Raw genomic sequence first — 17,300 nt, 5'->3', positions numbered from 1 at the left:
AACGCGCCTGCCGATGTCTTCAGCCGGCCTGTTCCACATCCCAGCCGTCAAAAAGCGCGCCGTACGATTCGGCCAGCTCATTGAAGGCGGCGCAGCGGCGGAACAGCTTGTCCGACGCCAGGATCTCGACCTTGCTGACGAACAGCGTCCACCCGCCGTCTTCGCCTTCGTTCTGGTGGACGCTTTCCACGTGGTAATCGTGGTCGGCAAGTTCCCCGTAGATAAGCTTGAGCGCGTCTTCCGCCGGGGCCATGAAGAAAAATCCCCATTTGAGCGGCCCGAAGGTGTCCCAACCGTCCTGCGCCATCTTGCTGTAGATGCCGTCTATCGATGCCTGGCTGGTTTCCATTGCTGTCCTCGGTCATGCGCTGTTTAGAGGGGGGCGATGGTATCAGAGGGTCGGGACACGGGTAGGCGCCGGCTTAGACCTGGGCCATGCCGCCGTCCACGAACAGTTCGACGCCATTGACGAAGCTGGCCGCGTCCGACGCCAGAAACGCCACCGCCTTCCCGATCTCTTGCGGTTCGCCCAGACGGCCCAGCGGCACCTGCGCGGCCAGATAATCAAAGAGGCCCTGGCGGGCGTCGTCGCCGACCAGGCCGCCCAGTCCCGGCGTGCGGATCGGGCCGGGGCTGACGACGTTCACGCGGATGTGGCGCTCTTTCAGGTCCAGGGCCCACGAACGCGCAAAGTTGCGCACCGCAGCCTTGCTGGCGCTATAGACGCTGAAATTCGCGGTTCCCTGGATCGACACGGTGGACGCCGTGAGGATCACCGAGGCGCCGTCGACCAGCAACGGCAGGGCCTTCTGCACGGTGAACAAGACGCCACGCACGTTGGTCCCGAATATGCGGTCGAAGTGTTCTTCTGTGATCGCGCCCAACGGCATCATGTCGCCGCCGCCCGCGTTGGCGAACAGGATATCCAGCTTGCCGGCGCTCTTGGCGATCTGCGCGTACACGCGGTCCAGGTCGCTCAGCACCGACGCGTCGGCGCGGATGCCGGTCGCCGCGCTGCCGATGGCGGCCACGGCGGAGTCGAGTTCGGCCTGACGGCGGCCGGTGATGAAGACGCGCGCGCCTTGCGCCGCCAGTTCCTGTGCGGTGGCCAGGCCGATACCCGTGGTGCCGCCGGTGACCAGGGCGATCTTGCCGTTGAGTTGCTGATTCATGATTGAGCTCCAGGTTCTTGATGAAAGGGTTGCCAGTCGGGGTTTCGCAGCGCCTGATCCGTTTGAAGCGCTGTGTTGTCGACTGGGTATGGAGCAACTTTAAAGACGGACTGATCTTAGATAAATCCTGTAAAGTTGAAATAACTATCCATATTTATGGATAATCCACGCGCATCACGGGAGCAGGCATGGATCAATTGACAGCCATACGCGGCTTTGCGCGTGTGGTCGAGGCAGGCAGTTTCACCCGCGCGGCGGACTCGCTGGACATGCCCAACGCCACGCTCAGCAAAATGGTGCAAGACCTTGAGGCGCACCTGGGCGTGCGCCTGTTGCAGCGCACGACGCGGCGCGTCACGGTCACCCCGGAAGGCCGCGACTACTACGAAAAGACCCTGCGCATCGTGCGCGACCTGGAAGACATTGACGGCACGTTCAATGCGGCGCAGGGCAGGCCAAAAGGGCACCTGCGCATCGACGTCGGTGGGTCCACTGCAAGGGATGTGCTGATCCCCGCCATGCCCGACTTCCTGGCGCGCTACCCCGATATCCGCATCGATCTGGGCGTGTCCGACCGCTCCGTCAACCTGATCAGCGACAACGTAGATTGCGTGATTCGTGGCGGTCCGCTCGATGATTCCTCGTTGGTGGCGCGGCGCATCGGCACGGCCGACCTGATCACCTGCGCCACGCCGGGATACCTCAAGCAGTTCGGTACGCCGGCCTATCCCGACGAGCTCAAGAACGGCCACAAGCTGGTCAGTTACCTGTCACCCCAGAATGGACGCGCGTTCCCGTTTCGCTTCGAACGTCAGGGCGAAAAAATCGAGATCAAGGTCGAACATCGCGTCGGCGTCAACGAAAGCAACGCGCATCTGGCGGCCGCTCTGGCCGGCCTGGGCATCGTCCAGACCTTCACGTACGCGGCCGGCGCCGCACTGAAAAGCGGCGCGCTGGTTGAAATCCTGAAGCCGTGGCGGCCGCAGCCCTATCCCTTTCATGTGGTGTACCCGCACAACCGCCATGTCACGCAGCGCTTGCGGGTGTTCATCGACTGGCTCATGGAGCACCTTCCCGCACGGCTTCATTGCTGAGTCGTCCGCCTTCTTCCTTGGCGCTTTCAGGGGCGCCATTGCTGCCGATTTCGACTTGGGCATCCGCCTGCGGACCCCTTCCGTCACCGAAAAAATACGCGTGATCGCCCTAAACCAAAGCGCTATATTCCTCCGGATAGTCAAAGCTCATTGGGCTATTGAGCGGCTCACCGGCGATGCGTAGATTTCGTAACAAGCTTGATGTGACCCGTATCGCACGGGGCCGATCCTAGCGAATCCAATGCGCTACATCGCATTTCGGTACTTGCCGGCCTGTCCAACCGCGCAAGCTGCACTTTCATTGCCGTTGTTTCACTGCTTCGGAGGCCACAATGAATACCCGCGATACGTCTCACCTGGCTAGTCTTTCCCCGTTTGAACTGAAAGACGAGCTCATCAAACTGGCCGGCAGCACCACCAACAGGTTGATGCTCAATGCCGGCAGGGGTAACCCCAACTTTCTCGCCACCATCCCCCGCCATGGTTTCTGGCAACTTGGACTCTTCGCCATGGTCGAGTCCGAGCGGTCGTTTTCCTACCTGGCCGAGGGGGTGGGCGGATTTCCGCGGCGGGCGGGCATTGAAGAACGCTTTGACCTGTTTGCCCGCAGCCACGCCGACGTCCCCGGCGTGAAGTTTCTAGCCAGCGCCGTGTCGTTCGTACGAGACCAACTGGGACTGGATGGCGGCGATTTTCTCTATGAGATGTGCGCGGGCATCCTCGCCTGCAGCTATCCCGTGCCAGACCGCATGCTGCGGCTGTCGGAAGAAATCGTGAAGCAATACATCCGCAAAGAGATGATAGGCAGCCATCCCTTTGCCAGCGACTTTGACCTGTATGCCGTCGAAGGCGGCACGGCCGCCATGACATACCTGTTCAATTCGATGAAGATCAACCACCTGCTCAGGGCGGGCGACGTCATCGCGTTGGGCAAGCCCATCTTCACGCCTTACATCGAAATCCCCGAACTGTCGGAGTTCGGCCTGACCGAGCTGGCCATCGATGCGGATGGCGCGAACGGCTGGCAATACCCGGAAAAGGAACTGGACAAGCTGCGCGACCCCAAGGTGAAGGCATTCTTCCTGGTGAACCCCAGCAATCCGCCTTCGGTAAAGGTCAGCGACAAGAGCCTGGAATACCTGGCCGGCATCATCAAGGATCGGCCCGACCTCATCCTGCTGACGGACGACGTCTACGGCACGTTCGCGGATAACTTCGTTTCGCTATTCGCCCTGTGTCCGCGCAACACGTTGCTGGTCTATTCCTATTCCAAATACTTTGGCGCGACGGGCTGGCGGCTTGGGGTTATCGCGGCGGACAAGTCCAACGTCTTCGACGAGAAGATCGCCCAACTGCCTCAGGAAGAACGGGATTCGCTGAACAAGCGCTACGCGTCCATCACGACTGAACCCGAAAAACTCCCCTTCATCGATCGCATCGTGGCCGACAGCCGCACCGTGGCGCTGAACCACACCGCCGGCTTGTCCACGCCGCAGCAGGTGCAGATGGTGCTGTTCTCGCTCTTTTCACTCATGGACACCACCGAAAGCTACAAGAACACCATGAAGCGGCTGATCCGCGGGCGCAAGGCGGCGCTATATCGCGGCATGGGGGCGGCTCCGGGGGCCGTGGACGAGAACGTCGTTGATTACTACACCCTTCTTGATGTCGAACAGATGAGCCGCGAGGTCGGTCCGGACTTCGTCAAATGGCTGCTGGCTTCGATCAAGCCACACGAGCTGCTGTTCAGATTGGCGGAAGAGGCGGGCGTCGTGCTGCTGCCGGGCAAGGGGTTTGGAACGCTCCACCCGTCCGGCCGCGTATCGCTGGCCAATCTCAACGAACAGGACTACGTAAAGATCGGCCAGTGCGTGCGCAGGCTGCGTGACGAATATCTGGAGCGTTATCAGCAACAGAAGGGCGGTGCTGCCAAGATTAGTTAGAAACCGCCCGACCCGCATGACAGAGTGCTTTCCACCGAGGGGCCATCAAGGAGAGAGTCATGAGCTGGTTTGTTTCGACGCTGAAAGCCTACCCTGAAATCGCCATATTCCTGGCGTTGGGCATCGGCTATTGGATAGGCGGCAAGAGCTTCAAGGGGTTCAGCCTTGGGGCCGTTACCTCGACGCTGCTGGTCGCGATCGTCATCGGCATCCTGGGGGTCAAGATATCTCCCAACGTGAAGTCGGTGTTCTTCCTGATGTTCCTGTTCGCCGTCGGCTACGGCGTCGGGCCGCAGTTCGTGCGCGGCATTGCCAAGGACGGGCTGCCGCAGGCGATCTTCGCGGTGATCATGGCGCTGCTGTCGTTGGGCGCCGCGGTCGTTGCGGCAATGATCGCCGGATATGACCTGGGCTCGGCGGCAGGGCTGTTCGCCGGATCGCAGACCATCTCCGCCTCGATGGGGCTGGCCACCGACGCCATCAATCGCCTTGGACGTACGCCCGAGGAAACCCAGGCGCTGCTGGATGCGATGCCTATCGCCTATGCCGTCACGTACATCTTCGGCACTGTCGGATCCGCGATCATCCTGGCGCAGATCGGCCCCAAGCTGTTGGGCATCGACCTGGTGGCGGCATGCAAGGCGTACGAGCTGAAACTGGGCGCGGGTCAGGGCGCGGCGGACGCGACCCATTGGTACGAGTTCGAGGTGCGGGCATACGCGATCGCCGAGAGCAGCCCCTTCATCGGCAGGACAGTTGGGGAAATCGAGGCCGGCACGCAAGCCGGGTTCCGTGCGTTCGTCGAGCGGATCCGGCGCGGCGGGAAGATCATCGAGGTGGATCAGGCAACCGTCATCGAGGCCGGGGACATTGTCGCGGTTGGCGGCAAACGCGACCAGATGATTGCGCGGCTTGGACCCAGCGGCCGCGAAGTCGAAGACGCCGAACTGCTCGACATCAAGACCGAAGGCGTCGATATCTACGTGTCCAACAAGAAAGTGGACGGCAAGCCGCTTGAAGAATTGGCGCACTGGCCCGGCGCGCGCGGGGTGTTCCTGAAGAAGATCCGGCGCGGTCCGACCGAAACCGTGATTCCCATCCTGCCCAAGACCCAGCTGTTCCGCGGCGACGTCATTACGGTGGTCGGCCGGACCCAGGACATCAATGCCGCCGCAAAGAATCTCGGCTACGTCGACCGGCCCACGACCGTCACCGACGTCGCCTTCGTGTCGCTGGCAATCACCATCGGCGCGCTCATCGGCGCCATCGTGATCAACGTCAGCGGCATTCCGCTGACCATCTCCACCGCCGGCGGCTCCCTGATCGCCGGCATCGTGTTCGGCTGGTTCCGAGCGATCCATCCTACCTTCGGCCGCATTCCCGAGCCCACGCTCTGGTTCATGAATTCCGTGGGGCTGAATGTGTTCATTGCCGTGGTGGGCATTTCCGCCGGACCCGGCTTTGTCGCCGGGCTGCAAAAGCTGGGCATCAGTCTTTTCCTTTGGGGGATATTCGCCACCGCCGTCCCGTTGGTGCTGGGCATGTTCATCGCCAAATACATCTTCCGCTTCGATCCGGCCTTGATTCTTGGGATCTGCGCGGGCTCGCGCACCACCACAGCAGCGCTGGGCATGGTGTGCGAAGCCGCAAAAAGCCAGGTGCCGGGCTTGGGCTACACGGTGACCTACGCCGTCGGCAATACCCTGCTGACGATCTGGGGCATGGTGGTGATCATGATTCTTGCGTAAAGACACATGTAGGCCTCGGCTGCGAGGTGGCAGGGGCCAATTACCGAAAACCTGGGGACAGCCATGACAACCGAGACCAACGAAAACCAACAGCTCGACCATCTATTCTCTAACTCCGCCGCGCGGCTGGACCGATGGCGCGACTTGAACGCCAAGGCGCAGACGTGGGCGGCCGAGGCGCGCAGCGGCAAGAGCGGGTCGGGCGCCGCGCCCGTGCAGGAAGCCCTGGCCGAACTGCGGCCGATGGAGAACTACTTCGCCTATCCCGGCGTCCGCCTGCTGCGTACGCTGGACGACCGGATCGCGGACGGCGACGCCATGGGAACGGCGCGCCTGATCCTGCGGATGAGCAATGCCTTGCTATCGGGTAGCTACCGCTACGACGAGGGAGAGTGGGACGCCGCCGAGGAATCATCCGGGGAAGGCCCGGACCGCACGCCGCCGGGCCTGGCCGGAAGCTACGCGCGGCGGCCCTATTTCGAGGCGCTGTTCGTCAGCCCGGCGCCGGCGGCGCGCGCAGCGGCGATATCCCGCGAGATACGCGAGCTTCGCCGGCACGACGACACCCTGATCTACGAACCCGTCATGGTGGGCAGCGTTGAAGACGCGCTGCTGGCCACCATCCTCAATGGCAAGCTCGAGGCCGTGGTCATCTATGACGGCATTCCCATTCCGTCCAAGCATGATGCGCCGCTGCTGCGGAATTTCCTCAGCGTCTACCAGCATCTGGACACCACGGTGGACGCTCCGCGAGAAATCGGCGTGACGCTGGCCCGCATGATCGCCAACATCCGGCCCGAACTCGACATCTATCTGCTGACCGACAGAAAGGTGGAGCAACTGGCGGGCGACCCGGCCGCATCGGCGATACGGCGGGTGTTCTACGAGGTCGAAGAACCCATGGAGGTGCACCTGAACATCCTGGAAGGGGTGCGCGACCGTCAGTCCACGCCCCACTTCGACAACCTCAAGCATTACGCCGACAAGCCGATCAGCACCTTCCACGCGCTGCCCATCGCGCGCGGCAAGTCCATCATCAAATCGAACTGGATCCGCGACTTCGGGGAGTTCTACGGCCTGAACCTGTTCCTGGCGGAAACCTCGGCCACCACCGGCGGTCTGGACAGCATGTTGGAGCCCACGGGGAACATCAAGGTCGCCCAGGAAAAGTTCGCGCGCGCGGTCGGCGCCGACCACGTGTTCTTCGTCACCAACGGCACCTCCACGTCCAACAAGATGGTCTACCAGGCGGTGACCAAGCCGGGCGATATCGTCATCGTGGATCGCAACTGCCACAAGTCCCACCACTACGGCATGGTGCTGTCCGGCGCGCAGCCGCTGTACGTGGAAGCCTTCCCCATGACCGAGTACTCCATGTACGGGGCCGTCCCGCTGCGCACCGTCAAACAGGCATTGCTGGATCTGAAGGCCGAAGGTCGTCTGGACAAGGTCGCCATGGTCACCTTGACCAACTGCACCTTCGACGGACACATCTACAACACCCGCCGTGTGATGGCCGAGTGCCTGGCCATCAAGCCAGACCTGATCTTCCTGTGGGACGAAGCGTGGTTCGGCTTTGCCCGCTGGTCGCCGTTCCTGCGCATGCGCACGGCAATGGGCGCCGCCGCCGCGCTGGAAGAATGGCGGGACGATCCGAAGGCGCAAGAGGCGTGGGATGCTCAATGCGGCGAACTGGGTGAAGATCTCGACCCGAAGGACCCACGCCTGCTTGACCGGGTGCTGGTGCCCAATCCGCAGGCCATGCGGATACGCGTCTACGAGACCGACTCTGTGCACAAGTCGATGTCCAGCCTGCGGCAAGGATCCATCGTCGCGGTGCGCGACGAAGACTACGAACACCACGTCTCGGCGTTCCGCGAGGCGGTGTTCATCCACGCGTCCACGTCGCCCAACGCCCAGATCATCGCGTCGCTGGACATCGCACGCCGCCAGATGGAGCTGGAAGGCTACGAATTGGTCATGCGCGCCATCGAGGTCGCATTGGCCATTCGCCGCGAAGTCGCCAAACACCCGCTGATCTCCAAGTACTTCAGCGTGCTGGGCGCCGACAAGATGATTCCGGAGGAATTCCGCGCATCGGGCTTTACCGACTTCCTGGCGCCCGGCACGAATTGGCTGACCGCCGCCAAAGCGCTCAAGGACGACGAGTTCTGCCTGGATCCGACCCGCCTGACACTCGTATGCGGCACGGCGGGCTACGACGGCACGGCGTTCAAGAATCTGCTGGCCTCGCGCTACAACATCCAGTTGAACAAGACCTCGCGCAACAGCGTGCTGCTGCAAAGCAATATCAACAACACCCGCAGCGATGTTGCGTCGCTCATCAAGGTGCTGCTTGAAATTTCCGAAGACATCGAAAAGCGGCTCAAGGAATCCGGCGAAGGGGGCAGGGCGGCGTTCGCCGAAAAGGTCAGGAGCCTGATGGAGGACGTCCCCAACCTTCCCAACTTCAGCCAGTTCCATGACGGCTACCGCGACGACCCGGGCAGCACCACGCCAGAAGGCAACATGCGCACCGCCTTTTTTGCCGCCTACAACGAAGACGACTGCGAATACCTTCCGCTGGCCAGCACCGAACTCGATCACCGCTTGGAGGCGGGTCCAGCCCTTGTTTCCGCCAACTTCGTCATTCCGTATCCGCCGGGTTTTCCGATCATGGTGCCCGGACAGATCATCGACGCCCACACGATCGAATTCATGCGCAAGCTGGATGTGAAGGAGATCCACGGCTATAACGCGGCGCGGGGGATAAAGCTGATCAAGCCGTCGGCAATTGGGAGCTGACGGGTCAGCCGTCTTGGGCCCCGTTCTGCGAACCGTAAGGGGCTGATGAAAGGCCATGCCGCGCCCTGCGCGGCATGGCCTTTCATTGTGGACGATGTCGCATCAGCACGAAAGCACATGAAGCGCGAGGCAAAATTAGAATCACCCTTCAATGAACCTGGCCCGACCCTTCGGGCTGCAGCCCCGCCAACGCGTTCCAATCCGGATCCTTGAACATGCGCAGTTCAATGGGATAGACCGGATGCCCCGCCAGGCATCCATTGAACGCCTCCAGGAAGGCCTCGACGTCACGGGTGTAGTAGCGCCACTCCTTCAGATGGTTGCCAGTCAGGCAAGCCACCTGCACCCCGACATCGGAGTTCTCAAAGCCCTTTTCGATGGCCTCTTCGAAGTTGTTGGTGCTCTTCTTGTCTTCGTCTTTGGGCATGCCCGACTCAATCCCCGTGTACGGCCAGGAAATGATGATCAGGTTTTCATGGGCCTGACGATTGGCCTCGGTCGGGAGTCCGGTACGAAAGCGGACGATGATCGGCAAACCGTTGGCGTTTGCTTCGCCTACCGCCCAAAGATCGCCGGGAAAAATATTGCTCATGTGAATACCTGTGTAGAAGCGGAACCCGAGGGTTCTATCACACAACGGGTAGTAGTTGCGAGCCAGTGGAGGCGCGGTTTGCCATCATCACCCGATCCAGAACGTCATCCGGAAACCCGCAGTGGCAGTGAGGACATAGCTGCCGGAGAAATCCGCATCGGCGTCGACCTGGCCGAAGATCGCATAGCGCTCGCCCCCACCGTAGTTGACTCCCGCGTCCACGCTGCCTCAGCTTCGCGCCATGCGGCTGGCCGCCGGCACGCCGGCCACGCGCACACGCGTCGCAAGCCAAGCGGATGAGCCAAAGTTCACGTATCGCTCGTCGTAGGCGAGGAGAGGTTTCGTCCCTGGCGCGATCCATGCGCTTCGGCATAAACCCGGGTGAATTCTGCGCCCAGCAGAAACACCTGGGACGCGTACTACACCCAGATCAGCAAGACCACCAGCGACCCCGCCGCAGCGTATGAGGAGGCGACGGACGCCCTGGACATGCGCCGACCAAGGCGCTGGCCTGCTCGAACAACTGTCCCTGCACGGCCTGCCGGAATCGGCCCGTTTCAGCAGCAGAGTAAAATCCGCCTCCCATGCGCTACTCCGACTTCGACCAACGCCTCGCCGCTCTTGGCGCCTTGCCCGTCCATCGTGGCCGGGTCCTGCGCGTCTGGCTGAAAGGGCAGCCGCTTGACACCGGCACGCGACGGCGCAGCGCCGAGCACTTTTTGCCGCTGGCGCTGCGCGATGCCGTGCCCGCCCTGACGGCGGAACTGGACGGCCTTGCCCGCGTTCAATCCGAACACGCCGGCAACGACGGCTCGCGCTTGCTCGTGGAGCTCGCCGACGGGCAGATGGTGGAAAGCGTGCTGTTGCCGCGCGATGGACTGTGCGTTTCCACGCAGGTCGGCTGTGCGGTCGGCTGTCGTTTCTGCATGACTGGCAAGAGCGGCCTGATCCGCCAGGTCACCAGCATGGAGATCCTTGCTCAGGTCGTGTTGGCGCGCCGTCTGCGCGCGGTGAAGAAAGTCGTCTTCATGGGCATGGGTGAGCCGGCGCACAACCTCGACAATGTGCTTGAAGCCATCGACCTGCTCGGCGCCGAAGGCGACATCGGCCACAAGAATCTCGTGTTCTCCACCGTGGGCGACCGGCGCGTGTTCGAAACCCTGCCGCAACAACGCATCAAGCCCGCACTGGCGCTGTCGCTGCATACGACCAAAGCCTCGCTGCGCGAACACCTGTTGCCGCGCGCGCCGAAAATCTCGCCCGAAGAACTGATCGAACTTGGCGAGAAATACGCTCGCGACACCGACTATCCGATCCAATATCAATGGACCCTGCTTAAGGGCGTCAATGACGGCGACGACGAGCTCGATGCGCTCGTCCGCCTGCTCAAGGGCAAGTTCGGCGTCCTCAACGTCATTCCCTTCAATAGTCTTGAAGGGGATGACTATCAGCGCCCCGATGCCGAGCGCATCCGCGAGATCGTCCGCAATCTGCATGGCCGTGGCGTGCTGACCAAGATCAGGAATAGCGCCGGGCAGGATGTGGACGGCGGTTGTGGCCAGTTGCGCGCTCGAGCCGTTGGCGCAGAGCAGGTGGTTCAACTGCGCCGCATGCGCACGGCAAAGCCGGGAGCCGTGCAGGACACCACTATCCGCGTCTAGGCAATGCGTGCTGAGGGCCTGCTTCGATTGAGGTACGCTCTGACGCTTGCAAATCCTGGATGGCACGATATGTGGCGCACCTTCTTCAAGACGTCGCTGGCGGTGGGTTGGCTGCTTTGGCTGGCCGCCATGGCGTGGTTCGCGGTGGGCATGCTGCGGTATGTACAGTCCGCCGACGCGACGCTGACGCCGATCATCCTCACGCCCGGACAGACGGCGCGCGCCGAGGTCCGCCGCATCCGCGAAGCGCCATTGTGGATGGAAGCGCGTTTTGGCGGTCCGATGGGCAGTGAGCGGCCGGAATTGGGCGAATACACCACGCGTGTGGGTGCGCCGGACGCGACGCCGCGCTTCGTCAACCCCGGACAGCCGGTGCGGATTCGAGTGCGCGATGGTCGGGGACTGGACGTCGTGGTCGCCGCCGCGCCGCGCAGCGGCGCCAGCGCCACGCATTTCTACCGCAAGCTCTGGCCTGAAAGCCATGTCGATGGCGCGCAGCCCGAGACCGCGTCGCCGTTTCCGAAGCTGGCGAAAGGGAAGTCGGATCTCACCTTCACGGTGGAAGAGGCCGGGCCGGCGTTTCAGGGCGAACAGATCGAGCTGGTAATCAGCTCGCCCATTGGTCTGAAGCGTACGGCGCCCGGCTGGGACGATGTTTCGACCTTTATCTTCTGGCCCTTCATCGCCGCGATGCTTGGCGTTTGGGCGCTGGTGTGGGCGGGGCTCACGTGGTGGTATCGCCGCCGGGGTCGGGCGGCCTGCCGTTGGGTGCGCGCACAAGAGTGACCGGTTGGCAGCTACTCACACCCGCGTGCCGATCACCGACACGCGGACGAACTCATGCATCAACGCTTCGCCGCGGGCAACGCTTTCAGCAACGCTTCGTTGAATCGCTTCGGATCCTGCACTTGCGGGGAATGGCCCAGTTCGGGCCAGGTGACGAGCGTTGCGTTGGGGATGGCCTTGGCGGCCTTGGGGCCTAGCTCGGGGTAGTTGCCCAGCCGCTTGGCCACTTCAGGTGCGGCGGCATCCTTGCCGGGGGCGGTGTTGTCCTTTTCACCGATGAGCAGCGTGGTGGGCACGGCGATCTGGCCGAACTCGTGGACGACGGGCTGGGTATAGAGCATGTCGTAGGTGAGGGCCTGGTTCCAGGCGACGCGTTCGCGGCCTTCGCCCTGCAGCATGCCGGCGGCCATGAGGACCCACTTGTCGTAGTCTTCGCGCCACTGGCCGGCGTAGTAGGTGCCAAGCTGGTACTTCTTCATCCCTTCGAAGTTGGCCTTAAGCTCGCGCTGATACCACTCGTCGATGCTGCGGTACGGCACGCCTTCCTGTTTCCAGTCTTCGAGGCCGATGGGGTTGACGAGCACCAGGGCTTCGGTTTCCGAGCCGTGCATGAGCGCGTAGCGCGCCGCCAGCATGCCGCCCATGGAGTGGCCGACGATGCTGGCGCGCTCGATTTTCAGATGGTCGAGCAGCGCGTGCGTGTTGGCGGCCAGTTGGTGGAACGAAAACTGGTAGGCCTGCGGTTTGTCGGATTTGCAGAAGCCGATCTGATCCGGCACGACGACGCGGTAGCCAGCCTGGCTGAGTGCGGCGATGCTGGCGTCCCAGGTGGCGCCGCAGAAGTTCTTGCCATGCATGAGCACGACGGTCTTGCCGTTGGGCTTGGCGGCCGCCACGTCCATGTAGGCCATCGAGAGCTTCTGGCCTTGCGTATCGAGCGAGAAGCGCTTGACCTCGTGCGGATACTCGAAGCGCTCCAGGTTGGGACCGTAGTCAGGCACCTTGGGGGCGTCGGCGGCGATGGCGCTGCCGGCGAGGGCTACACCGGCGCACAGCGCGCCCAGCCGGAGATATTGTGATCGTGTCATGCATGTGACTCCCGTTATGACGCCGGCCCGCTGCCGGCCCTGTACAACAGGGACAGCAAGAACGGGGCCTGAGTTCCGCGGGGGGCTGAAGTGGGACTGCTCCTCACGTGTCGGTTTGCTTCCGATTGTCCGCCACGGCAGGAATCGGCACGACCGCGGATGTTAAGCAGGTCCGTTTCCGCGATCGGTAATGCCATTTCCGTTATCGCCCGCCTCAAGACTGAAACCTTCATCGAGCCATCCTGCAATGCCTCCGATCATGACCTTCACTGGACGTCCCAATTGAGCGAGGCGCACCGCGCCACGCGTAGCACCGTTGCAGTGCGGGCCCGCGCAGTACGTGACGAAGAGAGCGTCAGCTGGATAGTTCACAAGCTTCGATTCGACGATTTTGCCGTGGGGCAGATTCAGCGCCCCAGGCACATGGCCCTGCGCGAACAGAGCGGGACTTCGTACATCCAGCAGCACGAAACCAGGCGTGCCGCTGGCGAGCGCGCTGGCTACATCGGAACAATCGGTCTCGAACTGCAGCGCCGCGCGAAAGTGGGCAAGGGCGACTGCGGAGTCGGCGGCGGGGATGGCGGTGACGGCGTTAGTAGTCGACATGTTTGAACTTTGGATGAAGGGTGCGAGGAAAGCACGAACCAGGAAGACTGGTCCAGGAGCCTCATTCTGAGGGCGAACGACCTCGGGGATAAGTGGCGTAAATGACAATGTCCGGTAACATTACGCCATGCAAAATCATCTTGTCGTCGCGTTGGCCTACGACCGACTCTGTACGTTCGAATTCGGATGCGTGACCGAACTGTTCGCGCTCGAGCGTCCAGAGCTCGGGGTCGATTGGTATCGGTTCGCAGTTTGCGCGAGCGAGCCCGGACCGCTACGCGCCGCCGGGGGAATCACGGTCGCCGCGCCCTACGCACTCAAGCTGCTCGATCGTGCGGATACGATCGTTGTGCCGGGTTGGCGCGATGCAGACGAATTGCCGCCGGAGCCGCTCCTGAAGAAACTCCGCAAGGCCCACCAGCGTGGCGCGCGGCTTTGCTCCATTTGTTCCGGCGTATTTGTGCTGGCGGCGGCTGGTGTGCTCGACGGGAGAACCGTGACGACCCACTGGAGATACGCCGAAAAGCTGCAGCAGCGCTACCCGCAAGTGCGTGTCGAACCGGATGCGTTGTATGTCGATGAAGGACAGATCATCACCTCGGCCGGCTCCGCAGCGGGACTGGATATGTTGCTTTATCTGGTGCGACGCGATCACGGTGGCGCAGTGGCGAATCGGGTTGCGCAGAGGCTTGTAGTGGCGCCGCATCGGGAGGGCGGGCAGGCGCAGTTTGTGCCGCGTCCCATGCCGCAAGACGAGAGCGGACGTCTGGCGAAACTGATGGATTGGATGCGCCAGCATTCCGCCATGTCGCATACGTTGAGCTCGCTTGCAGACCGGGCGGCGATGAGTCCGCGCACGCTGCAACGGCAATTTCATGATGCCACTGGCATGGCGCCGTATGAATGGCTCGTGCGCGAACGCGTGGCCGCAGCCCGTGAAATGCTTGAAGCGCAATTCGCCTTGCCGATTGGTCGCATTGCGGAATTGGCGGGGTTCGGCTCAGAGGAATCGATGCGCAGGCACTTTCGACGTATCGTGCTGACCAGTCCTACCTCATACCGGGAAAAATTTGGCGACAGTGCGATGGCGCAGAAGCGTAATTCTGGAGCCTAGACAGGATCTGTCTGGCATGGATTATGCGCCAGTAGAACGGGTCAGCCCGCACGTCGAGAGCGGGCGCCTTCTGCCCTGCGCTAAAGGACGGAAGTCCGACCTCTCTTGGCCTTCGTATCAAGCCTGCACGCGCCGAGGCAGCCAGCGCCAGAACACGCCGGCCGCCACCAGGCCCAGCGTGCCGACGCCGAACGATGCGCCGCCCAGCGACACCGCGGCCGTCAGCACCGACAACGCCACCGGCCCGCCGCTCGATCCAAGATCAGCCATGAAGCGCCAGATGCCGAGAAACTGGGTCCGCGCGCCCGCTGGCGCTGCATCCGCGCCCAAGGTCATCACGATGCCCGATCCGATGCCGTTGCCAAAACCCAGCAGCACCGACACCAGGATGAAGCTCGTTACCCCGCCGGTGAGCGGGATCGCCATCAGGCTCAGCCCCATCAGCAGCGTGCATGGCACTGCCACCCACAGGCGGCCGCGCTGGTCCATCACCTTGCCCGCCGGATAGAACACCGACATGTCGACCGCGGCGACCAGCCCGTAGATGAGCGAGGTGGTGGTGGCGTCCAGGCCCAGATGGTCCGCCCACAGCGGAATCACCACCTGGCGCGACGCGCGTAGCGCGCTGATCAGCATCACGCCCACGCCCAGCGTGGCGTACACGCCGCGATGGTCGCGCGCGACCTCGCCCATGCGCGCGCGGGGCGCACCCGCGCTTGCGCGACCCGAGGGCTCGATGTCAGGGGCCTTGATAGCGATGAAGCCGGCGCCCAGCATGGCGCACATGGCGATCCAATAGGCGCCGTCGAGTCCCAGGAAATGGATCAAGGCCGCGCCCGCGAAGGGGCCGATGAAGGTGCCGATGCGCGTCGTGCCGCCCAGCGTGGACAGGGCGCGCGCCCGGTACGCCATCGGCACGACCTCGATCATGTAGCTCTGGCGCGCCAGCTGGAACACCGACTGCGCGCAGCCCTGCATCAGCATGGCCAGCGCCAGCACCCAGAGGTTGGGCACGCTGATGACGAGCAGCAGGCCGATCACGCTCAACACGGCCGCGCCGGCCATGGCGCGCTTTTCGCCGAAGCGCTCGGTGATCAGCGCGGACGGAATGTTGGACAGCAGCGAGCCGACACCGATGAGGGCGGCGATCAGGCCGGCCGCGGCGACCGACGCTCCCTGGTCGCGGGCGGTGAGGGCGATCACGGGAAGGATGGCGCCGTTGCTGATGCCATAGAGCAGCGACGGGCCGAACGCCGGGACGGCGATCTGCTTCAGATTGAACGAATCAGGTTGCGACATGACGGGAGAATGAGTGCATGGCCACCTGCTGGCCGCCGCGCATTTGCGTGGGGCTGGTCCGGCGGCCGTCGGCGCGGGAACCCGAAAGTGTAGCTGGAGCCCTCCGCGCTCGCCTGTCGGCTGGCTGACACGCGGGGGGCGAGCGTTGATCGCCGGCCGTTCAATGCGCGGTGAGGGGAGGGTCAGAGGCTATGGTTGAACGACCATCCAGCCGACAATCCGGCGCACGACGGGCAACAATATGAGAAGGCTCGGAAAAGCCACGATCCAGGAGGCGCCCCAGGCGTTTGGCCAACTGACGACAAAATCGGGGCCCAGGCCGACGCTCGTGGCTGTCGCCACTGCCGAAACGATTGCCGACATGAAAACGGAAAGCACCAGTGGCATCAAGAAACGGGTATAGCGCTGCGGAAGCTTTCGCAGTATCAATCTTGGCGGGTTGTTGGCCATCTCACAGATTCCCGTATTGGTGGACGAAGTTTTTTTCGGCTATCAGATCTTTGATGTATTCGCGCAGTGAGCGCGGTTCCCGGCCGAGCGCGGCCTTCAGGCCAAGGCTGTTTCCTCCAAGGCCGAACGCTCCATAGTGGGCGAAAACGTTCGAAAGCAGGCGCAGTTGCGGGTCGCCATAGGGCAGGCGCGCATTCGCCGCCCACTCGCTGAAATCAGGCTGCAGCGCTGCAATCGGATATCCCAACTCTTGCGACAAGACCGCTACGATGTCCATGCGGCTGAACATGCCCGCACACAATTCCAGCGTAGCGAAGGCCAGCCTGTCTTCAGTCAGGGCAATGGCGGCAACCTCCGCGACATCCCGATAGTCCACGCGAGCGACTCTGGCGTCTTTCGGAAAGGGCTCTCCGAAGCAGGAATGGTCGCGAATCATCGGCCAGGCCAGGCCAATGTTCTGCATTAAGTTGGCAGGGTGCAGGATCGTATATTCCAGTCGCGATGAGTAAAGCGCGTCCTCGACGGGTATCTTGCTGGCGTGATTGGGCAGGCGTGTGTTGGTGGGCTGGATGACTGAAGAAAACACAAATTTGCGCACGCCGCTGCGCTCTGCCGCTACGACCAGGTTGACGCCCATTTCTGCTTCGTCAGAGGTGAACGCCGGGCCGATATGAAAGACGGCGTCCACACCGCGCGTTGCCGCGGCAAGGCTGCTGGGATCACGCAGGTCTCCGATGGCTACCTCTGTCGCTCCCAGCGAGCGCGCGGCGGCCGCTCGCGCCTCGTCGCGAACCAGCGCGCGGACCGCGACCTTGCGTTGTCGCAATTCAGGAACTACCAGGCCTGCAAATTTGCCGGTTGCCCCGACGACCAATACGACGGATTCCGCATTGCTCACTGGCTTCTCCTCGGTATGGATGAATGAGTGAAGGCAGTGTACGG

The 17,300-nt window shown here is 62.8% G+C and carries 15 protein-coding genes and 1 pseudogene; 7 read left to right on the top strand and 9 right to left on the bottom strand.

Features of this window, described 5'->3' with window-relative positions; translation table 11 throughout:
* Nucleotides 1–19: 19 nt before the first annotated feature.
* Nucleotides 20–349, bottom strand: a complete 330-nt coding sequence (locus RT614_RS06475; protein WP_313621106.1) for a ribonuclease E inhibitor RraB — start codon at nucleotides 347–349, stop codon at nucleotides 20–22.
* Nucleotides 350–422: 73 nt separating this feature from the next.
* Nucleotides 423–1,172 (bottom strand): SDR family oxidoreductase, encoded by a 750-nt coding sequence (locus RT614_RS06470; RefSeq protein ID WP_313621104.1) that lies wholly within the window; start codon nucleotides 1,170–1,172, stop codon nucleotides 423–425.
* 188 nt (nucleotides 1,173–1,360) lie between these two features.
* Here RT614_RS06470 and RT614_RS06465 point away from each other — a divergent pair, with 188 nt between their 5' ends.
* The 4 genes from RT614_RS06465 to RT614_RS06450 all read left to right on the top strand — a co-directional run bounded on the left by RT614_RS06465 (nucleotide 1,361) and on the right by RT614_RS06450 (nucleotide 8,762).
* Nucleotides 1,361–2,266, top strand: a complete 906-nt coding sequence (locus tag RT614_RS06465; protein ID WP_313621103.1) for a LysR family transcriptional regulator — start codon at nucleotides 1,361–1,363, stop codon at nucleotides 2,264–2,266.
* Nucleotides 2,267–2,598: 332 nt separating this feature from the next.
* Entirely contained in the window at nucleotides 2,599–4,209 is a 1,611-nt protein-coding gene (locus tag RT614_RS06460) for a bifunctional aspartate transaminase/aspartate 4-decarboxylase (protein ID WP_313621102.1), read from the top strand.
* 59 nt (nucleotides 4,210–4,268) lie between these two features.
* Entirely contained in the window at nucleotides 4,269–5,957 is a 1,689-nt protein-coding gene (gene aspT / locus RT614_RS06455; RefSeq protein ID WP_313621100.1) for an aspartate-alanine antiporter, read from the top strand.
* 63 nt (nucleotides 5,958–6,020) lie between these two features.
* Nucleotides 6,021–8,762 carry a decarboxylase gene (locus tag RT614_RS06450; protein ID WP_313621098.1) on the top strand — a complete coding sequence of 914 codons (2,742 nt, stop codon included), beginning with the start codon at nucleotides 6,021–6,023 and terminating at the stop codon, nucleotides 8,760–8,762.
* Nucleotides 8,763–8,910: 148 nt separating this feature from the next.
* Here RT614_RS06450 and RT614_RS06445 read toward each other — a convergent pair whose 3' ends face one another.
* Entirely contained in the window at nucleotides 8,911–9,354 is a 444-nt protein-coding gene (locus RT614_RS06445; RefSeq protein ID WP_313621097.1) for a DUF695 domain-containing protein, read from the bottom strand.
* Nucleotides 9,355–9,441: 87 nt separating this feature from the next.
* Nucleotides 9,442–9,636: pseudogene (locus RT614_RS06440) on the bottom strand (autotransporter outer membrane beta-barrel domain-containing protein); the annotation flags it as partial.
* Nucleotides 9,637–9,938: 302 nt separating this feature from the next.
* On the opposite strand from RT614_RS06440, the gene RT614_RS06430 reads away from it, so the two are divergent.
* Together RT614_RS06430 and RT614_RS06425 are read left to right on the top strand one after the other, a co-directional pair.
* Nucleotides 9,939–11,015: an RNA methyltransferase gene (locus RT614_RS06430; RefSeq protein ID WP_313621095.1), complete on the top strand. Its 1,077-nt coding sequence runs from the start codon at nucleotides 9,939–9,941 to the stop codon at nucleotides 11,013–11,015.
* Between the two features lie 69 nt (nucleotides 11,016–11,084).
* Nucleotides 11,085–11,801, top strand: coding sequence for a hypothetical protein (locus RT614_RS06425; RefSeq protein WP_313621093.1), 717 nt, complete (start codon nucleotides 11,085–11,087; stop codon nucleotides 11,799–11,801).
* A gap of 59 nt (nucleotides 11,802–11,860) precedes the next feature.
* On the opposite strand, the gene RT614_RS06420 is transcribed toward RT614_RS06425, so the two are convergent.
* Together RT614_RS06420 and RT614_RS06415 are read right to left on the bottom strand one after the other, a co-directional pair.
* Complete coding sequence (locus RT614_RS06420) at nucleotides 11,861–12,889, bottom strand: alpha/beta hydrolase (RefSeq protein ID WP_313621091.1); 1,029 nt, start codon at nucleotides 12,887–12,889, stop codon at nucleotides 11,861–11,863.
* 162 nt (nucleotides 12,890–13,051) lie between these two features.
* On the bottom strand, nucleotides 13,052–13,495 hold the full coding sequence (locus RT614_RS06415) for a rhodanese-like domain-containing protein (protein WP_313621089.1): 444 nt from the start codon (nucleotides 13,493–13,495) through the stop codon (nucleotides 13,052–13,054).
* 127 nt (nucleotides 13,496–13,622) lie between these two features.
* Between RT614_RS06415 and ftrA the strand changes: the two genes are divergently transcribed.
* Nucleotides 13,623–14,609, top strand: a complete 987-nt coding sequence (gene ftrA / locus RT614_RS06410) for a transcriptional regulator FtrA (RefSeq protein ID WP_313621087.1) — start codon at nucleotides 13,623–13,625, stop codon at nucleotides 14,607–14,609.
* Between the two features lie 117 nt (nucleotides 14,610–14,726).
* On the opposite strand, the gene RT614_RS06405 is transcribed toward ftrA, so the two are convergent.
* The 3 genes from RT614_RS06405 to RT614_RS06395 form a co-directional block, all read right to left on the bottom strand.
* A complete protein-coding gene (locus RT614_RS06405) occupies nucleotides 14,727–15,908 on the bottom strand; it encodes an MFS transporter (protein ID WP_313621085.1) in 1,182 nt (393 codons plus the stop codon).
* 189 nt (nucleotides 15,909–16,097) lie between these two features.
* Nucleotides 16,098–16,358, bottom strand: a complete 261-nt coding sequence (locus RT614_RS06400; protein WP_313621084.1) for a DUF2798 domain-containing protein — start codon at nucleotides 16,356–16,358, stop codon at nucleotides 16,098–16,100.
* 1 nt (nucleotide 16,359) lies between these two features.
* A complete protein-coding gene (locus RT614_RS06395; protein WP_313621082.1) occupies nucleotides 16,360–17,256 on the bottom strand; it encodes an NmrA/HSCARG family protein in 897 nt (298 codons plus the stop codon).
* Nucleotides 17,257–17,300: the final 44 nt, after the last annotated feature.

Origin of the sequence: Achromobacter sp., assembly GCF_032102605.1 — a bacterium.
Lineage (GTDB): Bacteria > Pseudomonadota > Gammaproteobacteria > Burkholderiales > Burkholderiaceae_B > Achromobacter.
This window is presented reverse-complemented; position numbering and strand designations above follow the sequence as displayed.